This window comes from Pseudomonas palleroniana (assembly GCF_003031675.1).
GTDB lineage: Bacteria > Pseudomonadota > Gammaproteobacteria > Pseudomonadales > Pseudomonadaceae > Aquipseudomonas > Aquipseudomonas palleroniana.
The window spans coordinates 81451-98351 of the sequence record NZ_PYWX01000017.1 but is presented as its reverse complement, the minus strand read 5'-3'; the positions used below and the strand labels follow the sequence as shown (position 1 = coordinate 98351).

The window sequence follows — 16901 nt, the reverse complement described above, 5'->3', positions numbered from 1 at the left end:
GTCGTTCTTTAGGGTTTTTTCTTGCGCCACACGTCAATCAGTACTGCGAACACGATGATCAGGCCCTTGGCGACCTGCTGGTAATAGGAGGACACGCCGAGCAGGTTCAACCCGTTGTTGATCACGCCGATCAACAACGCACCAAACAGCGTGCCGACAATGCTGCCGGTGCCGCCCGACAGGCTGGTGCCGCCGATCACCACCGCGGCAATCGCGTCCAGCTCATAGGACACCCCGGCCTGGGGCAGGGCGGATGTGGTGCGGGCCGACAGCACCACGCCGGCCAGCCCGGCGAGCAGGCCCGAAACCACGTACACCGAAAACATCACTTTGCGTACGCCAATGCCGGAAGTGCGTGCGCTCTTTTCGTTGCCGCCTACCGCATACACATAACGGCCGTAGGTGGTGTAGCGCAGCACCATCCAGAAGATCAGCGCGACCACGGCAAAGATGATGATCGGCACGCCAATCGGGCCGATCTTGCCGATACCCAGCGCCAGGTAAGCGTCGGGCAGGTCGGTGATCGGGCTGCCGTCGTTGAGGATGAACGTCATGCCTCGTGCCACGCTGAGCATGCCCAAGGTCGCCACGAAGGGCGGGATCGACAGGTTGGCGACCATGAAGCCGTTCACCACGCCGAGCATCGCCCCGGCAAACATCCCCGCGCTCACGGCGGCCAGCAGGCCGTAGCCCTGAGTGGCAACCATGGCGCTGCACAGCCCGGCGAAGGCCAGGATCGAGCCCACCGACAGGTCGATGCCCTTGGTCAGGATCACGTAGGTCATGCCTACGGCCAGGATGCCGTTGATGGAGGTCTGGCGCAGGATGTCCATCCAGTTGCGCCAGGTCATGAAGTATTCGCTGGAAAATGCCATCACCCCGCACAGCAGGATAAACACCAGCGGCAGGCCGAAGCGGTCGATGGAAAGGCGCAGGCGATTGCGCGGCGCGGCGGTAATCGGAGCAGCAAGGGTTTTGGCATTCATGAGGCAAGACTCAACAAGGCTTCCTGGGAAAGGGCGGTGTCAGTACTGATGGTCACCAGCCTGCCGCCTTTGAATACGGCGATGCGATCACTCAGGTGCAGCAACTCAGGGGCTTCCGACGACACCACGATGGCCGCGCCGCCGGCCCTCACGAACTGATCGAGCAGGTGGTAGATCTCCTGTTTGGCGCCTTCGTCGATACCGCGGGTCGGTTCATCGCACAGCAGGCACACCGGCTCGGTGGACAAGCATTTGGCGAGCACGACTTTCTGTTGGTTGCCGCCGCTCATGGAGGCCACCGGCAGGTCCAGTGACGTGGTCTTGATCTGCAGGCGCTTGACCATGTCGCGGGCCAGTTGGGTTTCCTTGCGCGCATTGATCAACGACCAGTTCGACAAGCGCTTGTAGGCCGACAGGGCAATGTTGGAAAGAATGCTGCCGGTCAGCACCAGGCCGCTGTCTTTACGGTCTTCGGTAACCAGGGATACGCCGGCATTGATCGTGGCCTTGGGCAGGCCGATCGGCATGGGCTTGCCGTGCAGGGTGACGCTGCCGGAATCCGGTGTGGTCAGGCCATAGATGCAGTTGAGGAATTCACTGCGCCCCGACCCCATCAGGCCATAGATGCCGAGGATTTCCCCCTGGCGCAGTTGCAGGCTGATGTCGTGGAATTCGCCGGCGCGACTCAGGTTGTCCACTTGCAGGCAGGTACTGGCGGCGCATTCGCGGCCGACCTTGTGGTCGATGCGCGTCAGTTCCTGGCCGACGATGCCACGCACCAGGTGGTTGCGATCGATATCTGCCATGCGCCCGCTTTCTACAAAGGCGCCATCGCGAAAGATGCTGTAGTCGTCGGCGATCTGCGCCAGCTCGCTCAGGCGGTGCGACACATACACGATACCGGCACCTCGGGCGGTGAGGCGGCGGATCGCCTTGAACAGGGTTTCAGCCTCGCGCTCGCCGATGGCCGAGGTGGGTTCGTCCATGATCATCACCTGACAGTCATGGCTGAATGCCTTGGCTATTTCCACCAGTTGGATCTGCGCCACGCTCAGGCGGTGCATGGGCTGGGTCGCGTCGACGTCGAACTCCAGGCTTTCAAGCAGCTCGCGGGTGCGACGGTTGAGGGTCTTGCTGTCGACGATACAGCCGGCGCGGCGCGGTTCGCGGCCCAGCCAGATATTTTCGGCGACGGTCATGTAGGGGATGGGCTCCAGCTCCTGGGTGATCATCGCGATCCCCGCCGCCAAGGCTTCGCCTGGGCGGTTGAACTGCACCGGTGCGCCGTTGAGCAGAATGGTCCCGGCGTCACGTTGGGTGATGCCCATCAGGATACTCAGGAACGTCGATTTGCCTGCGCCATTGCCACCGCACAGGGCGTGGACGCTGCCGGCCCGCAGCGAGAGGCGCCCATCACGCAGGGCAGGCACCCCGGCATAAGCCTTGGCGACGTGTTCAGCCTGGAGCAGTAATGGCGTAGCCATCGGCGTGTCCTCGTGCTGTGAATTCTTATTAGGTCGCACAGTGATGTTTTGCTGTGATCATATGTGTATCAAATGAAATTCTGATCAGTCAATCTCTTTCATTGAAAAGCCATGATTCTGGTCCTGAGTGGCAATATCGCCTCTTTAAGCCGCTTTGACTGCTAGGTCAGTTAGAACTTGCTTGACAGAAAGGGGTGAATGCAAGCGAAATGACTGAGAGAAATTTCACTGAATGATCATATGATCAGTCGCAAGCATAAACACGGCAGCGGAGTCAGACGCCATGAACACACCTTTCCCGGTGGCTATCGGATGCGATGAAGCGGGTTTCGAGCTCAAGGAGCTGTTGAAGCGTCATATCGAGGCGCTGGGTTATCCGGTCACCGACTTCGGCACTCATTCCACCGCGCCGGTGCTGTATCCGGATATCGCCCTGGCCGTGGCCAACGCCATTAATGCCGGTGAGCAACGCTTGGGTGTGCTGGTGTGCGGCACCGGTATCGGCATGGCCATTTCCGCGAACAAGGTATTGGGCATTCGTGCAGCCCAGGCCCACGATACCTACTCGGCGGAGCGTGCCCGCAAGAGCAACGATGCGCAGATACTGTCCATCGGTGCGCGAGTGATCGGTGCGGAATTGGCCAAAAGCATCGTCAAGGCATTTCTGGAGTCGGAGTTCGAAGCGACGCGTTCCGGGGCCAAGGTCGAGCGCATCAATGCGATTGAGCGCGATGGGCATCAGTAGTGGACTAAACGGGGCAAGAGTCGGGAGAATGCGCCTTTGACGCCGAAACGGAAGCCCGTCCCCATGAGTGACAGTACCCAGCGCATTGCCAGCGATATCGATCAGATGACCGAAGTGGCGATGCTCTATTACCTTGAGAACGTCACTCAGGAAGCCATCGCCAAGCGCTTCGACCTGTCGCGGGCCAAGGTCAGCCGCCTGCTCAAGCGTGCGCGGGATGAAGGTATCGTCGAGGTGCGCGTCTTGCAGCATCCGGCGATGAACAACGAACTGGAGCGGGCATTGGTGGAGCGCTTCAAGTTGGATCGTGCGTTGATCGCGGTCGACCACAGCGACCCCGACACCCAGCGCTCGGCAGTCGCCAGCCTGGTGGCCAACTACCTGAACAAAACGTTGAGCGATGGCATGATCGTCGCCGTAGGCATGGGGCGCAATGTCGGCGCAGTGGCCGATAACGTCTTTCTGCCGGTGACGCGCAACTGCACATTTGTGTGTGCTATCGGTGGTTCGCTCAAGGCCGGCGAATACATGAACCCTGACCATATCTGCCGGCGCCTGGCGCTGCGCTTTGGTGGCGAAAGCGAAAGTCTGTATGCCCCTGCCTTAGTGGCCAACCCGGAATTGCGCGGCGTACTGATCAACAACGACACCGTGCGTTCCACACTCGACCGCGCCCGGCGCGCTGACATCGCGTTGATCGGCATTGGCGATATGAGCGAAAACAGCAATATGGTGCGCATGGGCTGGTTCTCGCCCCAGGAGATTGCCCAGGCGCGGTTGTCCGGTACGGTCGGGGACATGATGGGCTATGACTTCATCGACATTCATGGCCAGCCGGCGGTCAACGCCATTCAAGGGCGGGTGATCGGCTTGACGGTACAGGAACTGGTCCGCATTCCGGATGTGGTAGCGATTGCCAGCGAAAACACCAAGGCGGCGGCGACGCTGGGTGCGTTGCGCTCGGGGGTGATCAACACGCTGGCAACGACGGTTACCAACGCTCACACCATCCTGGCGCTGGATGATGCCACCCGTAAAGGCTGACTCAGCCGAGATCGGAATGAGGGTGGGGCGGTGCGATGATTCGGCTGGTTCCCGATGGCGGCGGATCAGTCGGTAGATAGGTTGACTGACAGGCTGTCATCGGGAGCAAGCCCCCTCCCACAGGGTGGCGGGGCGGCGTTGAGGACAGGTTTTGTAATAGTTTTGCGTTGTAGGAAATTTGTGTTCAGGCTGTACGATTCAAGTCCTTTTATGATTTCAGGACCTGCATGAACACCCTCTCGGAGCCTCCCAGTCGTCTTTCCCCAAGACCACCATTGCCGCTGTTCCAGCTGAAACCCTACCGTATTGCGCCTGCTAACCTTGTCCCGGTCCATCGACCGCACATTGCCGTGCCCGGCATTCTGAAAAATTCTAAAGAGGTTCTATAAATGGAGTGGTTAGCGGACCCCACGGCCTGGCTCGGCCTGTTGACGTTGATTGTGCTGGAACTGGTGCTGGGTATCGACAACCTGGTGTTTATCGCGATCCTGGCCGACAAGTTGCCGCCGGAGCAACGCGACCGTGCGCGGTTGATCGGTTTGTCCCTGGCGTTGCTGATGCGCCTGGGCCTGCTGGCAAGTATTTCCTGGTTGGTGACCCTCACCCAGCCGCTGTTCGAGGTGTTCGACAAGAGCTTCTCCGGCCGTGACCTGATCATGCTGTTTGGTGGCGTGTTCCTGTTGTTCAAAGCCACCATGGAACTGCACGAGCGGCTGGAAGGTCATGTGGCCCAGCGCACGGGCAATGTCGCCTATGCGATGTTCTGGCCGATCGTGGCGCAGATCGTGGTGCTCGACGCGGTGTTCTCCCTGGATGCGGTGATTACCGCTGTGGGTATGGTCGACGAGTTGGCCGTGATGATGATCGCGGTGATCGTATCCATCGGCCTGATGATTGTGGCGAGCAAGCCGCTGACCCGTTTCGTCAACGCGCACCCGACGGTGATCATGTTGTGCCTGGGCTTTTTGATGATGATTGGTTTTGCCCTGACCGCCGAGGGCTTGGGCTTCCATATTCCGAAGGGCTATCTGTATGCGGCGATCGGCTTCTCGATCCTGATCGAACTGTTCAACCAGATTGCCCGTGCCCGTCGCAAGAAGTCGGCGCAAGGTACGCTGCCGGTTCGCCAGCGTACCGCGCATGCGGTCATGCGCTTGTTGGGTGGCCGCAGCCTGGCGGTGGAAGGCATGGATGACGACGTGGCTGACTTGCTGGGCGAGCCCGACGCCAGCCAGGGGCCGTTATTTGATCGGCGCGAGCGCGTGATGATCAGCGGTGTGCTGCAACTGGCCGAGCGGCCGATCCGCACGTTGATGACGCCCAGGGCCAAGGTCGACTGTATCGATCTGGCGGACGATCCCGAGACGATTCGCCTGAAGCTGATGCATTCGTCCTACTCGCGTTTGCCGTTGATCCGCAACGGTGCGGTGGATGAACCGCTGGGCTTTGTGCACAAAAAGGAGCTGCTCAAGGAGTACCTGGCCGGTCACGAGTCTGACCTTGAGCGCCTGGCGCGCCGTGCGATCAACCTGCTGGAGAGTTTTTCGATCCTCAACGCCCTGGAGCAGATGCGCCAGGAATCCACCCACATTGCCTTCGTGATCAACGAGTTCGGCGATTTCATGGGCGTGTTGAGCATGACCGACATTCTGGAGTCCATTGCCGGTGAATTGCCCGATGCCAGCGAAATCGAAGGGCCGGATATCGTCGAGGAAGGCAACGGCTTCCGCGCCAACGGCGCATTGACCCTGAGCCAGGTCAGTCGGCGCACCGGCTTCAATGCCGTAGCCACCGAGGATTACCAGACCCTGGCCGGCCTGGTGATGAGCCTGCTCGACCGCCTGCCGGTGGTGGGCGACAGCCTGGAACATGCAGGCTGGCGCCTGGCGGTGGCGACGGTGGAGGAGCGGCGAGTGACCCAGGTTCACCTGGCACCCCTGCCTAGCCCGTAACCGGTCGCCGGGTGTGCGCTTCGAAAGCGCTTTCGAGCGCTTGCTCACCGAGCCCGGGAATGCTTTGGATCAGGGTCTGATTGAGGTAGATCAGCAGCATCGGAATACGATCGACCCGAGGGTGGCGCGGCGTATTGGCGCAATCGAGGATCAAGAGTTTGATTTGGTCCTTGTAGGGTTCGCTGATGCGCATGAACACTGGCATTCTCTCGCGACAGGCTCCGCAGCTCTCTGAGGTGAACACCACGAATACTGGCCTCGGTGTATCAAGCGCACGCTCAAACGCAGCCTTGTCCTCAATCACAGCGTTGACATAGTTCATCTGTATCTCTCCCGTTGGCACCTTGGCTTACGCTAAGGCCGGGCGAGATACGGGTCTACTGTCAACCTTCACAGGTACCTGCACCTCACGCGTCGCGGTCGCGCTCCAGTCGCTCGCGTTCCTTGCGCGCCTGGCTTGCACATTTGCGGTATTCCTCATTGTCCCGAGAGGCCTTGGCCTTGCGATAGCCGTGGTGGTTCTGGCTGGTGTAATTGGTGTCGAAGGCTTCCTTGAGTTTTTGCAGTTCTTGCGTGCATTCGTGGCGGTCGCTGGCGGCTGAAACGCTGCCGGCGGCCAGAAAGCTGAGCAGAACCAGAATAAGGCTGAGCTTCATCAGTGAGGTCCTTGTGGGGTGGCAATCTGCCAAGGCTAGTCCAGCGCAGGCTTTTTTGCACCGGTGTGGGCGCACTCGAAGGGGGCGCGGTAACACGCTTGTGACGCACTTTGCTGGAGCAATCACTGCGTGGTGGGGCATTGGGTAGCAAGGTGACCCTGGATGCTGGCGCAACGCCTTATATGGCTATTTGAATTAGCACGCTGATTTATAACGACTTTATCCCGCTCATATTTTTCTGCTGGCGCCTGTGGCACACTTTCTGCTGTCTATTCCGTTGTTACAAACCAAGTTCCGGTATAGCGGAATACACAATCCCTGGAGTGCTTGTCATGCATCACCGACCTTCCGTGTTTAAAGCGTGTGTTTTTCTCTTCGCCGCATCGGCTTCCCTCGCAAGCCTGGTGCAGGCGGCGGACAGCAAGCTCGATGATGTGCTCAAGCGTGGGCATCTGATCGTGGGTACAGGCAGTACCAATGCGCCGTGGCACTTCCAGGGAGCGGATGGCAAGTTGCAGGGTTTTGATATCGACATCGGCCGCATCGTGGCCAAGGGATTGTTCAACGACCCGAGCAAGGTGGAGTTTGTGGTGCAGTCTTCCGACGCCCGTATTCCCAACCTGCTGACCGACAAGGTCGACATGAGTTGCCAGTTCATCACCGTCACCGCCAGCCGTGCGCAGCAGGTTGCCTTTACCTTGCCGTACTACCGCGAAGGGGTGGGCCTGCTGTTGCCGAACAACAGCAAGTACAAAGAGATCGAAGACCTGCAGGCCGCCGGCGACGGCGTCACCGTGGCCGTGCTGCAAAACGTGTATGCCGAAGAGTTGGTGCACCAGGCACTGCCCAAGGCCAAGGTCGATCAGTACGACAGCGTCGACCTGATGTACCAGGCCGTGAATTCCGGTCGCGCCGATGCCGCCGCCACCGACCAGTCTTCGGTCAAGTACCTGATGGTGCAGAACCCCGGTCGCTATCGCAGCCCGGCCTATGCCTGGAGCCCGCAAACCTATGCGTGTGCCGTCAAGCGTGGCGACCAGGACTGGCTGAACTTCGTCAACACCGCGCTGCATGAAGCCATGACCGGCGTGGAGTTCCCGACCTACAAAGCCTCGTTCAAGCAATGGTTCGGCGTAGATCTGCCGGAGCCTGCGATTGGTTTCCCGGTTGAATTCAAGTGATGTGTAAACCGCGGGCGCCGCACATGGCGCCCCGTTTCAGGTACTGCCGACCATGAACTATCAGTTGAACTTTGCCGCCGTGTGGCGCGACTTCCCCAGCTTGCTGGCAGGGCTTGGCCTCGGCCTTGAGCTGGCGTTGCTGTCGATCGCCATCGGCTGCGTGATCGGCCTGATGATGGCGTTTGCCATGCTGTCCAGGCACCGTGCGTTGCGCCTCTTCGCCTCGGTGTATGTGACGGTGATCCGCAACACGCCGATCCTCGTGCTGATCCTGTTGATCTATTTTGCATTGCCCAGCCTGGGCATCCGTCTGGACAAGATCCCGTCGTTCATCATCACCTTGTCGTTGTACGCCGGTGCCTACCTGACCGAAGTGTTCCGCGCCGGGCTGTTGAACATTCCCAAGGGTTTGCGTGAAGCCGGCCTGGCCATCGGCTTGGGTGAGTGGCGCATCCGTGCCTACATCACGGTGCCGGTGATGCTGCGCAACGTGCTGCCGGCGCTGTCGAACAATTTCATTTCGCTGTTCAAGGACACCTCGCTGGCCGCCGCCATCGCGGTGCCCGAACTGACTTACTACGCCCGCAAGATCAACGTCGAGAGTTACCGGGTCATTGAAACCTGGCTGGTCACGACGGCGCTCTATGTGGCCGCCTGTTACCTGATTGCCATGCTGCTCCGTTACCTGGAACAGCGTCTGGCGATCCGTCGTTAAGGAGGGTTTCCATGTACGAATCTCCCAGCTGGTTGCACGAGTTGTGGGTCGCCCGGGACACCCTTTGGGCGGGGTTTGAAACCAGCGTGTATTGCTCGGCACTGGCGATTGTGTTCGGCACGCTGATCGGCATCGTCGCCGGGTTGATCCTGACGTACGGCAAGTTCTGGATGCGTGCACCGTTTCGTCTGTATGTCGACCTGATCCGCGGTACGCCGGTGTTCGTGCTGGTGCTGGCGTGTTTCTACATGCTGCCGGCCCTCGGCTGGCACATCAGCGCATTCCAGGCCGGCGCGGTCGGGCTGACGTTATTCTGTGGTTCCCACGTCTCGGAAATCGTGCGGGGCGCACTGCAAGCCATTCCGCGTGGGCAACTGGAGGCGGGCAAGGCCATCGGCCTGACGTTCTACCAGTCCCTGGGTTACGTGCTGTTGCCCCAGGCGCTGCGCCAGATCCTGCCGACCTGGGTCAATTCCTCCACGGAAATCGTCAAGGCCTCGACCTTGCTCTCGGTGATCGGCGTGGCCGAGTTGCTGCTCAGTACCCAGCAGGTGATCGCACGCACCTTCATGACCCTGGAGTTCTACCTGTTCGCGGGTTTTCTGTTCTTTGTCATCAACTACGCCATCGAGCTGTTCGGGCGTTACCTTGAAAAGCGGGTGGCCTTGCCATGAATCAACCTCAAACCCAGCAACCGCTACTGAACATCAGTGGCCTGCGTAAACAATACGGTCAGGTGGAAGTGCTCAAGGGCGTCGACCTGTCCATGCAACGCGGTAACGTGGTGACGTTGATCGGCTCCAGCGGCTCGGGCAAGACCACGCTGTTGCGCTGCGTCAACCTCCTCGAAGAGTTCCAGGGCGGGCAGATCACCCTGGACGGCGAGTCCATCGGCTACAGCGACGTTGCCGGCAAGCGTGTGCGCCACCCCGAGCGCGTGATCGCCCAGCACCGGGCGATGACCGGCATGGCGTTCCAGCAATTCAACCTGTTCCCGCACCTGACGGCGCTGCAGAACGTCACCCTTGGCCTGCTCAAGGTCAAGAAGATGAACAAGGATGAAGCCGTGGCCCTGGCCGAAAAATGGCTGGACCGCGTCGGCCTGCTGGAGCGGCGTAACCACTTCCCCGGGCAATTGTCGGGCGGCCAGCAACAGCGCGTGGCGATTGCCCGCGCCATTGCCATGAACCCCAGCCTGATGTTGTTCGATGAAGTCACCTCGGCCCTCGACCCGGAACTGGTCGGTGAGGTGCTCAGTGTGATCAAGGGCTTGGCGGAAGAGGGCATGACCATGCTGCTGGTCACCCACGAAATGCGCTTCGCCTATGAAGTGTCTGACAAGATCGTATTCATGAACCAGGGGCGCATTGAGGAACAAGGTTCGTCGAAGGACATCTTCGAACGCCCGCAATCGCCGCGCCTGGCTGAATTTTTGAAGAACATTCGTTTTTAATCAGGAGTTATTTTATGAGCATTACTCGTTACGGCACCGGCAGCACCGCCGGCGGCGGCCAGCCACGTCCTTTTGCGCGTGCGGTGGAAGCGGACGGTTGGCTCTACGTCTCGGGCCAGGTGCCGGCGGTGGACGGTGAAATCATCACCGGCGGCATCGTCGAGCAGACCCGGCAGACCCTGCGCAATGTGGTGGCGATCCTCGAAGAGGCCGGTTACGAACTCAAGGACGTGGTCCGCGTTGGCGTGTGGCTGGAAGACCCACGGGACTTCTGGAGTTTCAACAAGGTCTTCGGCGAATACTTCACCCCGGAACACGCTCCGGCGCGGGCCTGCGTACAGGCCAGCATGATGGTCGACTGCAAGGTCGAGATCGATTGCGTGGCCTACAAGAAAAAAGGCTAAATGCCCCCGACTCTAAATGATTGTTCCCGCGCTCTGCGTGGGAACGCCGCCTTGGACGCTCTGCGTTCGCTTCTGTGACGCAGAGCGTCACGGTATGCGTTCCCACGCGGAGCGTGGGAACGATCAATAACTCGGACCGATTACCGTTATGACCGAAGACACCATCAAACGCCGCGCCAAAGGCCTGGACCGTGCATTCGATATCCTCGATTTTCTCAAGGAAGTCGGCCAGCCCCTGCGCCCGAATGATATTGCCAACGGCATCGGCAGCCCCAAGTCCACGGTCTACGAATTGGTCGCCTCCTTGCTCGAGCGGCGCATCCTGGAAACCGTGGGCAAGGACGGCCATGTCTACCTGGGCCGCCAGCTGTATTTTCTCGGCCAGGCGCACCTGCGCCATTTCGACCTGACCCGCGAGGCTGACCATGCCTTGCAGGAAATCGTCAGCCAGACCCGCGAAACCGCGCAGATGTGCCTGCTCAACGGGCGCAAATACACCGTGGCGCTGATGCGCGAAGGCGAGCGGCATTTCCGCATTTCGTCGGACATCGGTGAAAACGCGCCGATCCCATGGACCGCGTCCGGGCGCCTGTTGCTGGGGCACTTGAGCGACCAGCAGATCATCGACTTGATCGACCCCGACGACTTTATCCTGCCGGACGGCCAGCGCTTGCCGCTGGAGACGTTCCTGGCGCAAATCCGTCAGGCCACCCTCGACGGGTTCTTTTCCTTCGACAGTGTGGCCGACACCTTTACCCATTGCTTTGCCGCCCCGGTCAGGGACGCGCAGGGCGTCAGCATCGCGACGCTGTGCATCGTCGCACCGCGTGCGGATGCCATCACCCATTACCACGACTATCGCCGGGTGCTGATCGAAAGCGCCAACAACCTGGCCCGTCGCATCAACGAATAGGAGCATGTCATGTCTGCCTTCAATGCTGTCGAAAAGGGCGCCGCCGCAGTGGGAGCCCACCTGGTCCGTGATGTCAGCCTGCCGGCGCTGGTGCTGCATCGCGACGCCCTGGCACACAACATCCGCTGGATGCAGGCGTTTGTCAGCAACAGCGGCGCCGAGCTCGCGCCCCATGGCAAAACCAGCATGATGCCTGCGCTGTTTCAGCGCCAGATCGCGGCAGGCGCTTGGGGCATCACCCTGGCCAACGCCGTGCAAACCCGTGCGGCCTATGCCGGTGGCGTGCGCCGTGTATTGATGGCCAACCAGCTGGTGGGCGCGCCGAACATGGCGCTGATCGCCGACCTGCTGGCCGATCCGGCTTTCGACTTTCACTGCATGGTCGATCACCCGGACAATGTCGCCGACCTGGGCCTGTTCTTCGCCGCCCGTGGCCTGCGCCTGAACGTGATGATCGAGTACGGCGTGGTCGGAGGCCGTTGCGGTTGCCGCAGCGAGCAGCAAGTGCGTGACCTGGCCAAGGCGATCAAGGCGCAGCCGGCGCTCGCGCTGAGCGGCATCGAAGGGTATGAAGGCGTGATCCACGGCGAGCATGCCGTCAGCGGCATTCGCGAGTTCGCCGCCAGCCTGGTGCGTTTGGCGGTGGAGCTGCAAGACAGCGGCGCTTTCGACCTGCCCAAGCCGATCATCACGGCGTCGGGTTCGGCCTGGTATGACCTGATCGCCGAGTCTTTTCAAACCCAGAACGCCGCCGGCCGTTTCCTCAGCGTATTACGCCCGGGCAGCTATGTGGCCCACGACCACGGCATCTACAAAGAAGCGCAGTGCTGCGTGCTCGACCGCCGCAGTGACCTCGACGAAGGCTTGCGCCCGGCCCTGGAAGTCTGGGCGCATGTGCAGTCGCTGCCTGAGCCGGGCTTTGCGGTGATCGCCCTGGGCAAGCGCGATGTAGCCTACGACGCCGGTCTGCCGGTGCCGCTCAAGCGCTACAAGGCCGGTATTGTGCCGGCGCAAGGTGATGATGTGAGCGCGTGCAAGGTCACAGCGGTGATGGACCAGCATGCGTTCATGACTGTGGCGCCGGGGGTCGAGCTGCGCATCGGCGATATCCTTTCGTTCGGTACTTCGCACCCGTGCCTGACCTTCGACAAGTGGCAAGTCGGCTGCCTGGTCGATGAGCAGTTGCAGGTGATCGAGTCCCTGGAAACCTGCTTCTGAACCGAGTCGCTCCTTTCGCGAGCACGCCCGTCCCACCGTTGAAATGCATTCCAAATGTGGGAGCGGGCCTGCTCGCGATGAGGCCATCAGCCACACCCGAGACCATCGCTATGAGCACCCATCCGCACATCGCCCTGATCGGCGAATGCATGATCGAATTGCAACACCGCGCTGACGGCAGCCTGCACCAGAGCTTCGGCGGTGACACCTTGAACACGGCGGTGTACCTGCGCCGTGAGCTGGGCGACAGCGGCAGTGTCGACTACGTCACCGCGCTGGGCGATGACAGTTTCAGCGATGCCATGTGTGCCCAGTGGACACAAGAAGGCGTGGGCCTGGGCATGGTCCAGCGCTTGCCTGGGCGCTTGCCGGGGTTGTACTGCATCCAGACCGACGCCAACGGCGAGCGCAAATTTCTCTATTGGCGCAACGAGGCCGCCGTGCGTGATTGTTTCACCACGCCTGCGGCCGAACCGATCCTCGCGGCCTTGCCGGGTTACGACGTGGTGTATTTCAGTGGCATCACCCTCGCGGTACTGGGTGAGGTCGGGCGTCAGCGCTTGCTGCAGGCCCTGATCGAAACCCGTCGACGCGGCGGCAAGGTGGTGTTCGACAACAACTACCGCCCCCGGCTGTGGGCCACTGTCGAGGCGGCGCGCGCGGCGTATCACCAGGTCATGGCCGAGGTGGATATCGCCTTGCTGACCGAGGATGACGAACGTGCATTGTTTGGCTATGCCGACAGTGAGCAGGTGTTCGCAGCGTATCCGAGGTTGGCCGAGGTGGTGCTCAAGCGTGGGGCGGATGCGTGTCTGATCCGTTGTGATGGCGAGCGTTTTGCGGTGCCGGCCTTGAAGGTGGAGAGGGTGGTGGACACCACGGCAGCGGGGGATTCGTTCAGTGCGGCGTATCTGGCTTGTCGGCTGAAGGGCGGCTCGCCTGGGCAGGCGGCTTTGGCTGGGCATCGATTGGCTAGCCGGGTGATCCAGTCTCCCGGCGCTCTCATCCCCCGAGTGTAGTGAGCGGGCTTGCCCCGCGCTGGGCGGCAACGCCGCCCCAACAAAGACGCCGCGGTATTTCAGAAGGACCGAAGTGCCTGGGTTTGGGGCGGCTTCGCCACCCAGCGCGGGACAAGCCCGCTCACTACAGACACTCGGTTCGACTTGCTCCCGATAGCGGTTTGAAGTCAAACGCTCAGTCGCGGTAGAACACCTGTACCAGGTGGTACCCGAACTTGCTCTTGATCGGCCCGTGAACCACCTTCACCGGTTTCTTGAAGATCACCGCATCGATCGCCCCGACCATCTGCCCTGGCCGTACTTCGCCCAAGTCGCCGCCGCGCTTGCCCGAAGGGCAGGTGGAGTACTTTTTGGCCAACACATCAAACGCTTCGCCCTTGGCGATGCGTTGCTTGAGCTGTTCGGCTTCTTCACTGGTTTTCACCAGGATGTGACGGGCTAGGGCTTTCATCTTGTTACCTTGCAACGGTCAAACGTCAGGGCGCGCGATTATGCCTGAACTCAGGCGTCAACGCCGATCATGCTGCGGATTTTCGTGGCCAGTAACTCGATGGAAAAGGGTTTGGCGACCATGTCCATGCCGTCTTCCAGAAAGCCTTGGCGCTCGGCGGCTTTTTCAGCGTAGCCGGTCATGAACAAGACCCGCAGGCCCGGGCGGTGCTGGCGGGCGATTTCCGCCAGTTGCCGGCCGTTCAGGCCCGGCAGGCCGACATCGGTCACCAGCAGGTCGACACGCAGGTCCGACTCCAGCAACGGCAGCGCCGTGCGTGCATCGCCAGCCTGGTGCGCGGTGTAGCCCAGTTCACCGAGCACGTTGACCACCAGCATCCGCACGGCGGGGTCGTCCTCGACCACCACGACGGACTCACCGGCCAGTGCCAGCGGGGCTTCGCTCAAGTTCGCGGGCTGGCGGCTTTCCAGTGCGGTGCCATGCAGGCGCGGCAGATACAGGCGCACGCAGGTGCCCTGGCCCGGTTCGCTGTGAATGGTCACATGGCCGCCGGACTGCTGGGCAAAGCCGTAGATCATCGACAACCCCAGGCCCGTACCCTGGCCGATGGGCTTGGTGGTGAAGAACGGGTCGAAGGCTTTGGCGAGGATTTTCGGTGCCATGCCGGTGCCGTTATCGCATACGCCGAGCATCACGTAATCGCCGGCCTTGACCGGTTCCAGGGTGGTGATATCAGTGCCATCCAGGTAACTGTTGGCGGTTTCGATCAGCAATTCGCCGCCGTCGGGCATGGCGTCGCGCGCGTTGATCACCAGGTTGAGCAGGGCGTTTTCCAGTTGGCTGGCGTCGGTGTTGACCGGCCAGATGTCCTTGCCCAACTGCACCTTGAGCGTGATATGCGCGCCTTTGGTGCGGCGGAACAGATCTTCCAGGGAGGCCACCAACTGGTTGGGATCGATCGGCCGACGGTCCAGCGACTGGCGCCGTGAAAACGCCAGTAGCCGGTGGGTGAGGGCGGCCGCGCGGTGGGCGGAGGACACCGCCGCGTCAGTGAAGCGGCCGATTTCGTCGCTGCGCCCGGCGGCGATATAACGCTGCATCAGGTCCAGGCTGCCAATGATGCCGGTGAGCATATTGTTGAAGTCGTGGGCGATGCCGCCGGTGAGCTGGCCCACCGCCTCCATCTTCTGCGCATGGCGCAGTGCGTCTTCGGCGCGCTCGCGCTCGAACATTTCGTTTTGCAGGCGCTGGTTGGCCTCGGCCAGCGCCTGGGTGCGCTGGGCCACGCGTTCTTCAAGGTTTTCGTTGAGGTGACGCAAGGCTTCTTCAGTGAGGATGCGTTCGGTCTCGTCGATCACAAAGATGTAGAAGCCGTTGACCGAACCGTCATTGCTGAAACGCGGCAGGTACTTCATCAAGGCGTGGCGCGCCCGGCCGTCGCGATGCGGGGTGATGGTCAGGAAACTGCAGGCCTTGCCCTTGAGGGCGGCGGCGATCTTGTCGGCGCGCCCGGCATACACCTCGTCGCCGAGCACTTCACGGATGCTCTTACCGTACAGCTCCTGGGGCGTCAGGCCGTACCAGTCGAGGTAGGCGCTGTTGTTCAGGCGAAAGCGCTCTTCGTGGTCGACGTAGCCGATCAGCACCGGCATGGCGTTGATGATCAGCTGCAATTCGGTCTGGCTTTGACGCAGGGCCTGCTCGGTGTGCTTGCGTTCGGTCAGGTCCAGTGCGGCACCGAGGAAACGTGCCGGGCGACCCTGCGGGTCCTTGTAGCAGCGGCCGCGGGCAAACACCCAGCGCAACTGGCCGTCGGCTTGCAGCAAGCGGTACTCCTCGGCGTATTCGGTGCCGAAGGTGATGCAGTGCTTGATGCTGCGCGCCACCATGCCACGGTCTTCGGGGTGCACGCCTTGCAGGTACGCGCTGATCGGCAACAGGTCGGCGTCTTGCGGGTCGACGCCGTGCAGGTAGGCGAAATGGGCGTCGGCGATAAAGCGGTCTTCGCTGATATCCCAATCCCAGGTGCCGACCGCGTCGGTCGCGGCCAAGGCCAGTTGCAGGCGTTGTTCGGTGTTGTGCTGGGCCTTGAGGCTGTCTTCGGAGCGTTGCTGCAGTTCGAGGGTTTTGCTGCGGCGTTCGTTGGTTTCAATCGCGGTGACCAGAATGCCGGCGACCGTGCCGTGCTCATTGCGTACCGGGCTGTAGGTCAGGTCGAGCCAGATCTCGGTGTCGCGGTGGTCACGCTGCAAGACGAAGCGCTGTTCGCTGAAGGTGCGTACCTGCCCGCCAAGGACCGCGTCATAGATCGGCGCAGCGAAACTCTCAAGCTCCGGCCAGGTTTCATGTGCCGGTCGGCCCAAGGCCTCGGGGTGCTTGTTGCCGGCGAGCCGGGCGAACCCATCATTGTAGAGTTGGGTCAGTTGGCTGCCCCACAACAGCAGCATCGGCATCGGTGAGTGGACGACGATATCGACGGCGGTGCGCAGGCTTTGCGGCCAGTTAGCCGCATCACCGAGAGGGCTTTGCGCCCAGTCCAGCCGCGCGATCAAGACTGCTGCTTCGCTGTCGGTGGATGTTCCATTCATGAAAAAAACCCTACGCTTGACGCTTTGAAATACGACAAAAGCCGATTATCCCGTGAGAGGGGAACGGCTGACTACCCCACGAAAAATAGCAT

Annotated in this window: 17 protein-coding genes; 11 read left to right on the top strand and 6 right to left on the bottom strand. The window is 61.2% G+C overall.

Annotated elements, in window-relative coordinates; genetic code table 11:
• Positions 1–8: 8 nt before the first annotated feature.
• On the bottom strand, positions 9–986 hold the full coding sequence (locus tag C9383_RS05985) for an ABC transporter permease (RefSeq protein ID WP_090370553.1): 978 nt from the start codon (positions 984–986) through the stop codon (positions 9–11).
• Positions 983–2470, bottom strand: coding sequence for a sugar ABC transporter ATP-binding protein (locus tag C9383_RS05980; protein ID WP_090370555.1), 1488 nt, complete (start codon positions 2468–2470; stop codon positions 983–985). The genes C9383_RS05985 and C9383_RS05980 overlap by 4 nt, the downstream gene beginning before the upstream one ends.
• A gap of 283 nt (positions 2471–2753) precedes the next feature.
• On the opposite strand from C9383_RS05980, the gene rpiB reads away from it, so the two are divergent.
• From rpiB to C9383_RS05965, 3 genes are all read left to right on the top strand, one after another.
• Entirely contained in the window at positions 2754–3215 is a 462-nt protein-coding gene (rpiB, locus tag C9383_RS05975; protein ID WP_060752555.1) for a ribose 5-phosphate isomerase B, read from the top strand.
• 63 nt (positions 3216–3278) lie between these two features.
• The gene (locus C9383_RS05970) at positions 3279–4259 is read left to right on the top strand and encodes a sugar-binding transcriptional regulator (protein ID WP_060752556.1); all 981 of its coding nucleotides are present in this window, start codon (positions 3279–3281) and stop codon (positions 4257–4259) included.
• Between the two features lie 389 nt (positions 4260–4648).
• Positions 4649–6211, top strand: coding sequence for a TerC family protein (locus C9383_RS05965; RefSeq protein WP_090370557.1), 1563 nt, complete (start codon positions 4649–4651; stop codon positions 6209–6211).
• Here C9383_RS05965 and C9383_RS05960 read toward each other — a convergent pair.
• Positions 6201–6533 carry a thioredoxin family protein gene (locus tag C9383_RS05960; RefSeq protein ID WP_090370559.1) on the bottom strand — a complete coding sequence of 111 codons (333 nt, stop codon included), beginning with the start codon at positions 6531–6533 and terminating at the stop codon, positions 6201–6203. The genes C9383_RS05965 and C9383_RS05960 overlap by 11 nt on opposite strands.
• An 85-nt stretch (positions 6534–6618) precedes the next feature.
• Positions 6619–6867: a hypothetical protein gene (locus tag C9383_RS05955; protein ID WP_060752558.1), complete on the bottom strand. Its 249-nt coding sequence runs from the start codon at positions 6865–6867 to the stop codon at positions 6619–6621.
• A 332-nt stretch (positions 6868–7199) separates the two neighbouring features.
• Here C9383_RS05955 and C9383_RS05950 point away from each other — a divergent pair, with 332 nt between their 5' ends.
• The 8 genes from C9383_RS05950 (at position 7200) to C9383_RS05915 (ending at position 13770) form a co-directional block, all read left to right on the top strand.
• Positions 7200–8048, top strand: a complete 849-nt coding sequence (locus tag C9383_RS05950) for a transporter substrate-binding protein (RefSeq protein ID WP_060752559.1) — start codon at positions 7200–7202, stop codon at positions 8046–8048.
• 52 nt (positions 8049–8100) lie between these two features.
• A complete protein-coding gene (locus tag C9383_RS05945) occupies positions 8101–8763 on the top strand; it encodes an amino acid ABC transporter permease (protein WP_060752560.1) in 663 nt (220 codons plus the stop codon).
• Positions 8764–8774: 11 nt separating this feature from the next.
• On the top strand, positions 8775–9437 hold the full coding sequence (locus C9383_RS05940) for an amino acid ABC transporter permease (RefSeq protein ID WP_060752561.1): 663 nt from the start codon (positions 8775–8777) through the stop codon (positions 9435–9437).
• The gene (locus tag C9383_RS05935) at positions 9434–10216 is read left to right on the top strand and encodes an amino acid ABC transporter ATP-binding protein (protein ID WP_090370561.1); all 783 of its coding nucleotides are present in this window, start codon (positions 9434–9436) and stop codon (positions 10214–10216) included. Before C9383_RS05940 ends, C9383_RS05935 begins: the two co-directional genes overlap by 4 nt.
• 14 nt (positions 10217–10230) lie before the next feature.
• Positions 10231–10620, top strand: coding sequence for a RidA family protein (locus tag C9383_RS05930; RefSeq protein WP_060752563.1), 390 nt, complete (start codon positions 10231–10233; stop codon positions 10618–10620).
• A 148-nt stretch (positions 10621–10768) separates the two neighbouring features.
• Positions 10769–11533, top strand: coding sequence for an IclR family transcriptional regulator (locus C9383_RS05925; RefSeq protein ID WP_060752564.1), 765 nt, complete (start codon positions 10769–10771; stop codon positions 11531–11533).
• 9 nt (positions 11534–11542) lie between these two features.
• Positions 11543–12751 (top strand): amino acid deaminase, encoded by a 1209-nt coding sequence (locus C9383_RS05920; RefSeq protein ID WP_090370564.1) that lies wholly within the window; start codon positions 11543–11545, stop codon positions 12749–12751.
• Between the two features lie 110 nt (positions 12752–12861).
• On the top strand, positions 12862–13770 hold the full coding sequence (locus tag C9383_RS05915) for a sugar kinase (protein ID WP_090370566.1): 909 nt from the start codon (positions 12862–12864) through the stop codon (positions 13768–13770).
• 175 nt (positions 13771–13945) lie between these two features.
• On the opposite strand, the gene C9383_RS05905 is transcribed toward C9383_RS05915, so the two are convergent.
• A complete protein-coding gene (locus C9383_RS05905) occupies positions 13946–14221 on the bottom strand; it encodes a peptidylprolyl isomerase (RefSeq protein WP_060752567.1) in 276 nt (91 codons plus the stop codon).
• Positions 14222–14271: 50 nt separating this feature from the next.
• On the bottom strand, positions 14272–16809 hold the full coding sequence (locus C9383_RS05900; protein ID WP_090370568.1) for a PAS domain-containing sensor histidine kinase: 2538 nt from the start codon (positions 16807–16809) through the stop codon (positions 14272–14274).
• Between the last annotated feature and the right edge of the window lie 92 nt (positions 16810–16901).

Coding starts and splice junctions, on each gene's coding strand:
- C9383_RS05950 (WP_060752559.1), top strand. CDS start 7,200: ATGCATCACCGACCTTCCGTGTTTAAAGCGTGTGTTTTTCTCTTCGCC.
- C9383_RS05900 (WP_090370568.1), bottom strand. CDS start 16,809: ATGAATGGAACATCCACCGACAGCGAAGCAGCAGTCTTGATCGCGCGG.
- C9383_RS05920 (WP_090370564.1), top strand. CDS start 11,543: ATGTCTGCCTTCAATGCTGTCGAAAAGGGCGCCGCCGCAGTGGGAGCC.
- C9383_RS05985 (WP_090370553.1), bottom strand. CDS start 986: ATGAATGCCAAAACCCTTGCTGCTCCGATTACCGCCGCGCCGCGCAAT.
- C9383_RS05980 (WP_090370555.1), bottom strand. CDS start 2,470: ATGGCTACGCCATTACTGCTCCAGGCTGAACACGTCGCCAAGGCTTAT.
- C9383_RS05935 (WP_090370561.1), top strand. CDS start 9,434: ATGAATCAACCTCAAACCCAGCAACCGCTACTGAACATCAGTGGCCTG.
- C9383_RS05930 (WP_060752563.1), top strand. CDS start 10,231: ATGAGCATTACTCGTTACGGCACCGGCAGCACCGCCGGCGGCGGCCAG.
- C9383_RS05965 (WP_090370557.1), top strand. CDS start 4,649: ATGGAGTGGTTAGCGGACCCCACGGCCTGGCTCGGCCTGTTGACGTTG.
- C9383_RS05940 (WP_060752561.1), top strand. CDS start 8,775: ATGTACGAATCTCCCAGCTGGTTGCACGAGTTGTGGGTCGCCCGGGAC.
- C9383_RS05955 (WP_060752558.1), bottom strand. CDS start 6,867: ATGAAGCTCAGCCTTATTCTGGTTCTGCTCAGCTTTCTGGCCGCCGGC.
- C9383_RS05925 (WP_060752564.1), top strand. CDS start 10,769: ATGACCGAAGACACCATCAAACGCCGCGCCAAAGGCCTGGACCGTGCA.
- C9383_RS05915 (WP_090370566.1), top strand. CDS start 12,862: ATGAGCACCCATCCGCACATCGCCCTGATCGGCGAATGCATGATCGAA.
- rpiB (WP_060752555.1), top strand. CDS start 2,754: ATGAACACACCTTTCCCGGTGGCTATCGGATGCGATGAAGCGGGTTTC.
- C9383_RS05905 (WP_060752567.1), bottom strand. CDS start 14,221: ATGAAAGCCCTAGCCCGTCACATCCTGGTGAAAACCAGTGAAGAAGCC.
- C9383_RS05960 (WP_090370559.1), bottom strand. CDS start 6,533: ATGAACTATGTCAACGCTGTGATTGAGGACAAGGCTGCGTTTGAGCGT.
- C9383_RS05945 (WP_060752560.1), top strand. CDS start 8,101: ATGAACTATCAGTTGAACTTTGCCGCCGTGTGGCGCGACTTCCCCAGC.
- C9383_RS05970 (WP_060752556.1), top strand. CDS start 3,279: ATGAGTGACAGTACCCAGCGCATTGCCAGCGATATCGATCAGATGACC.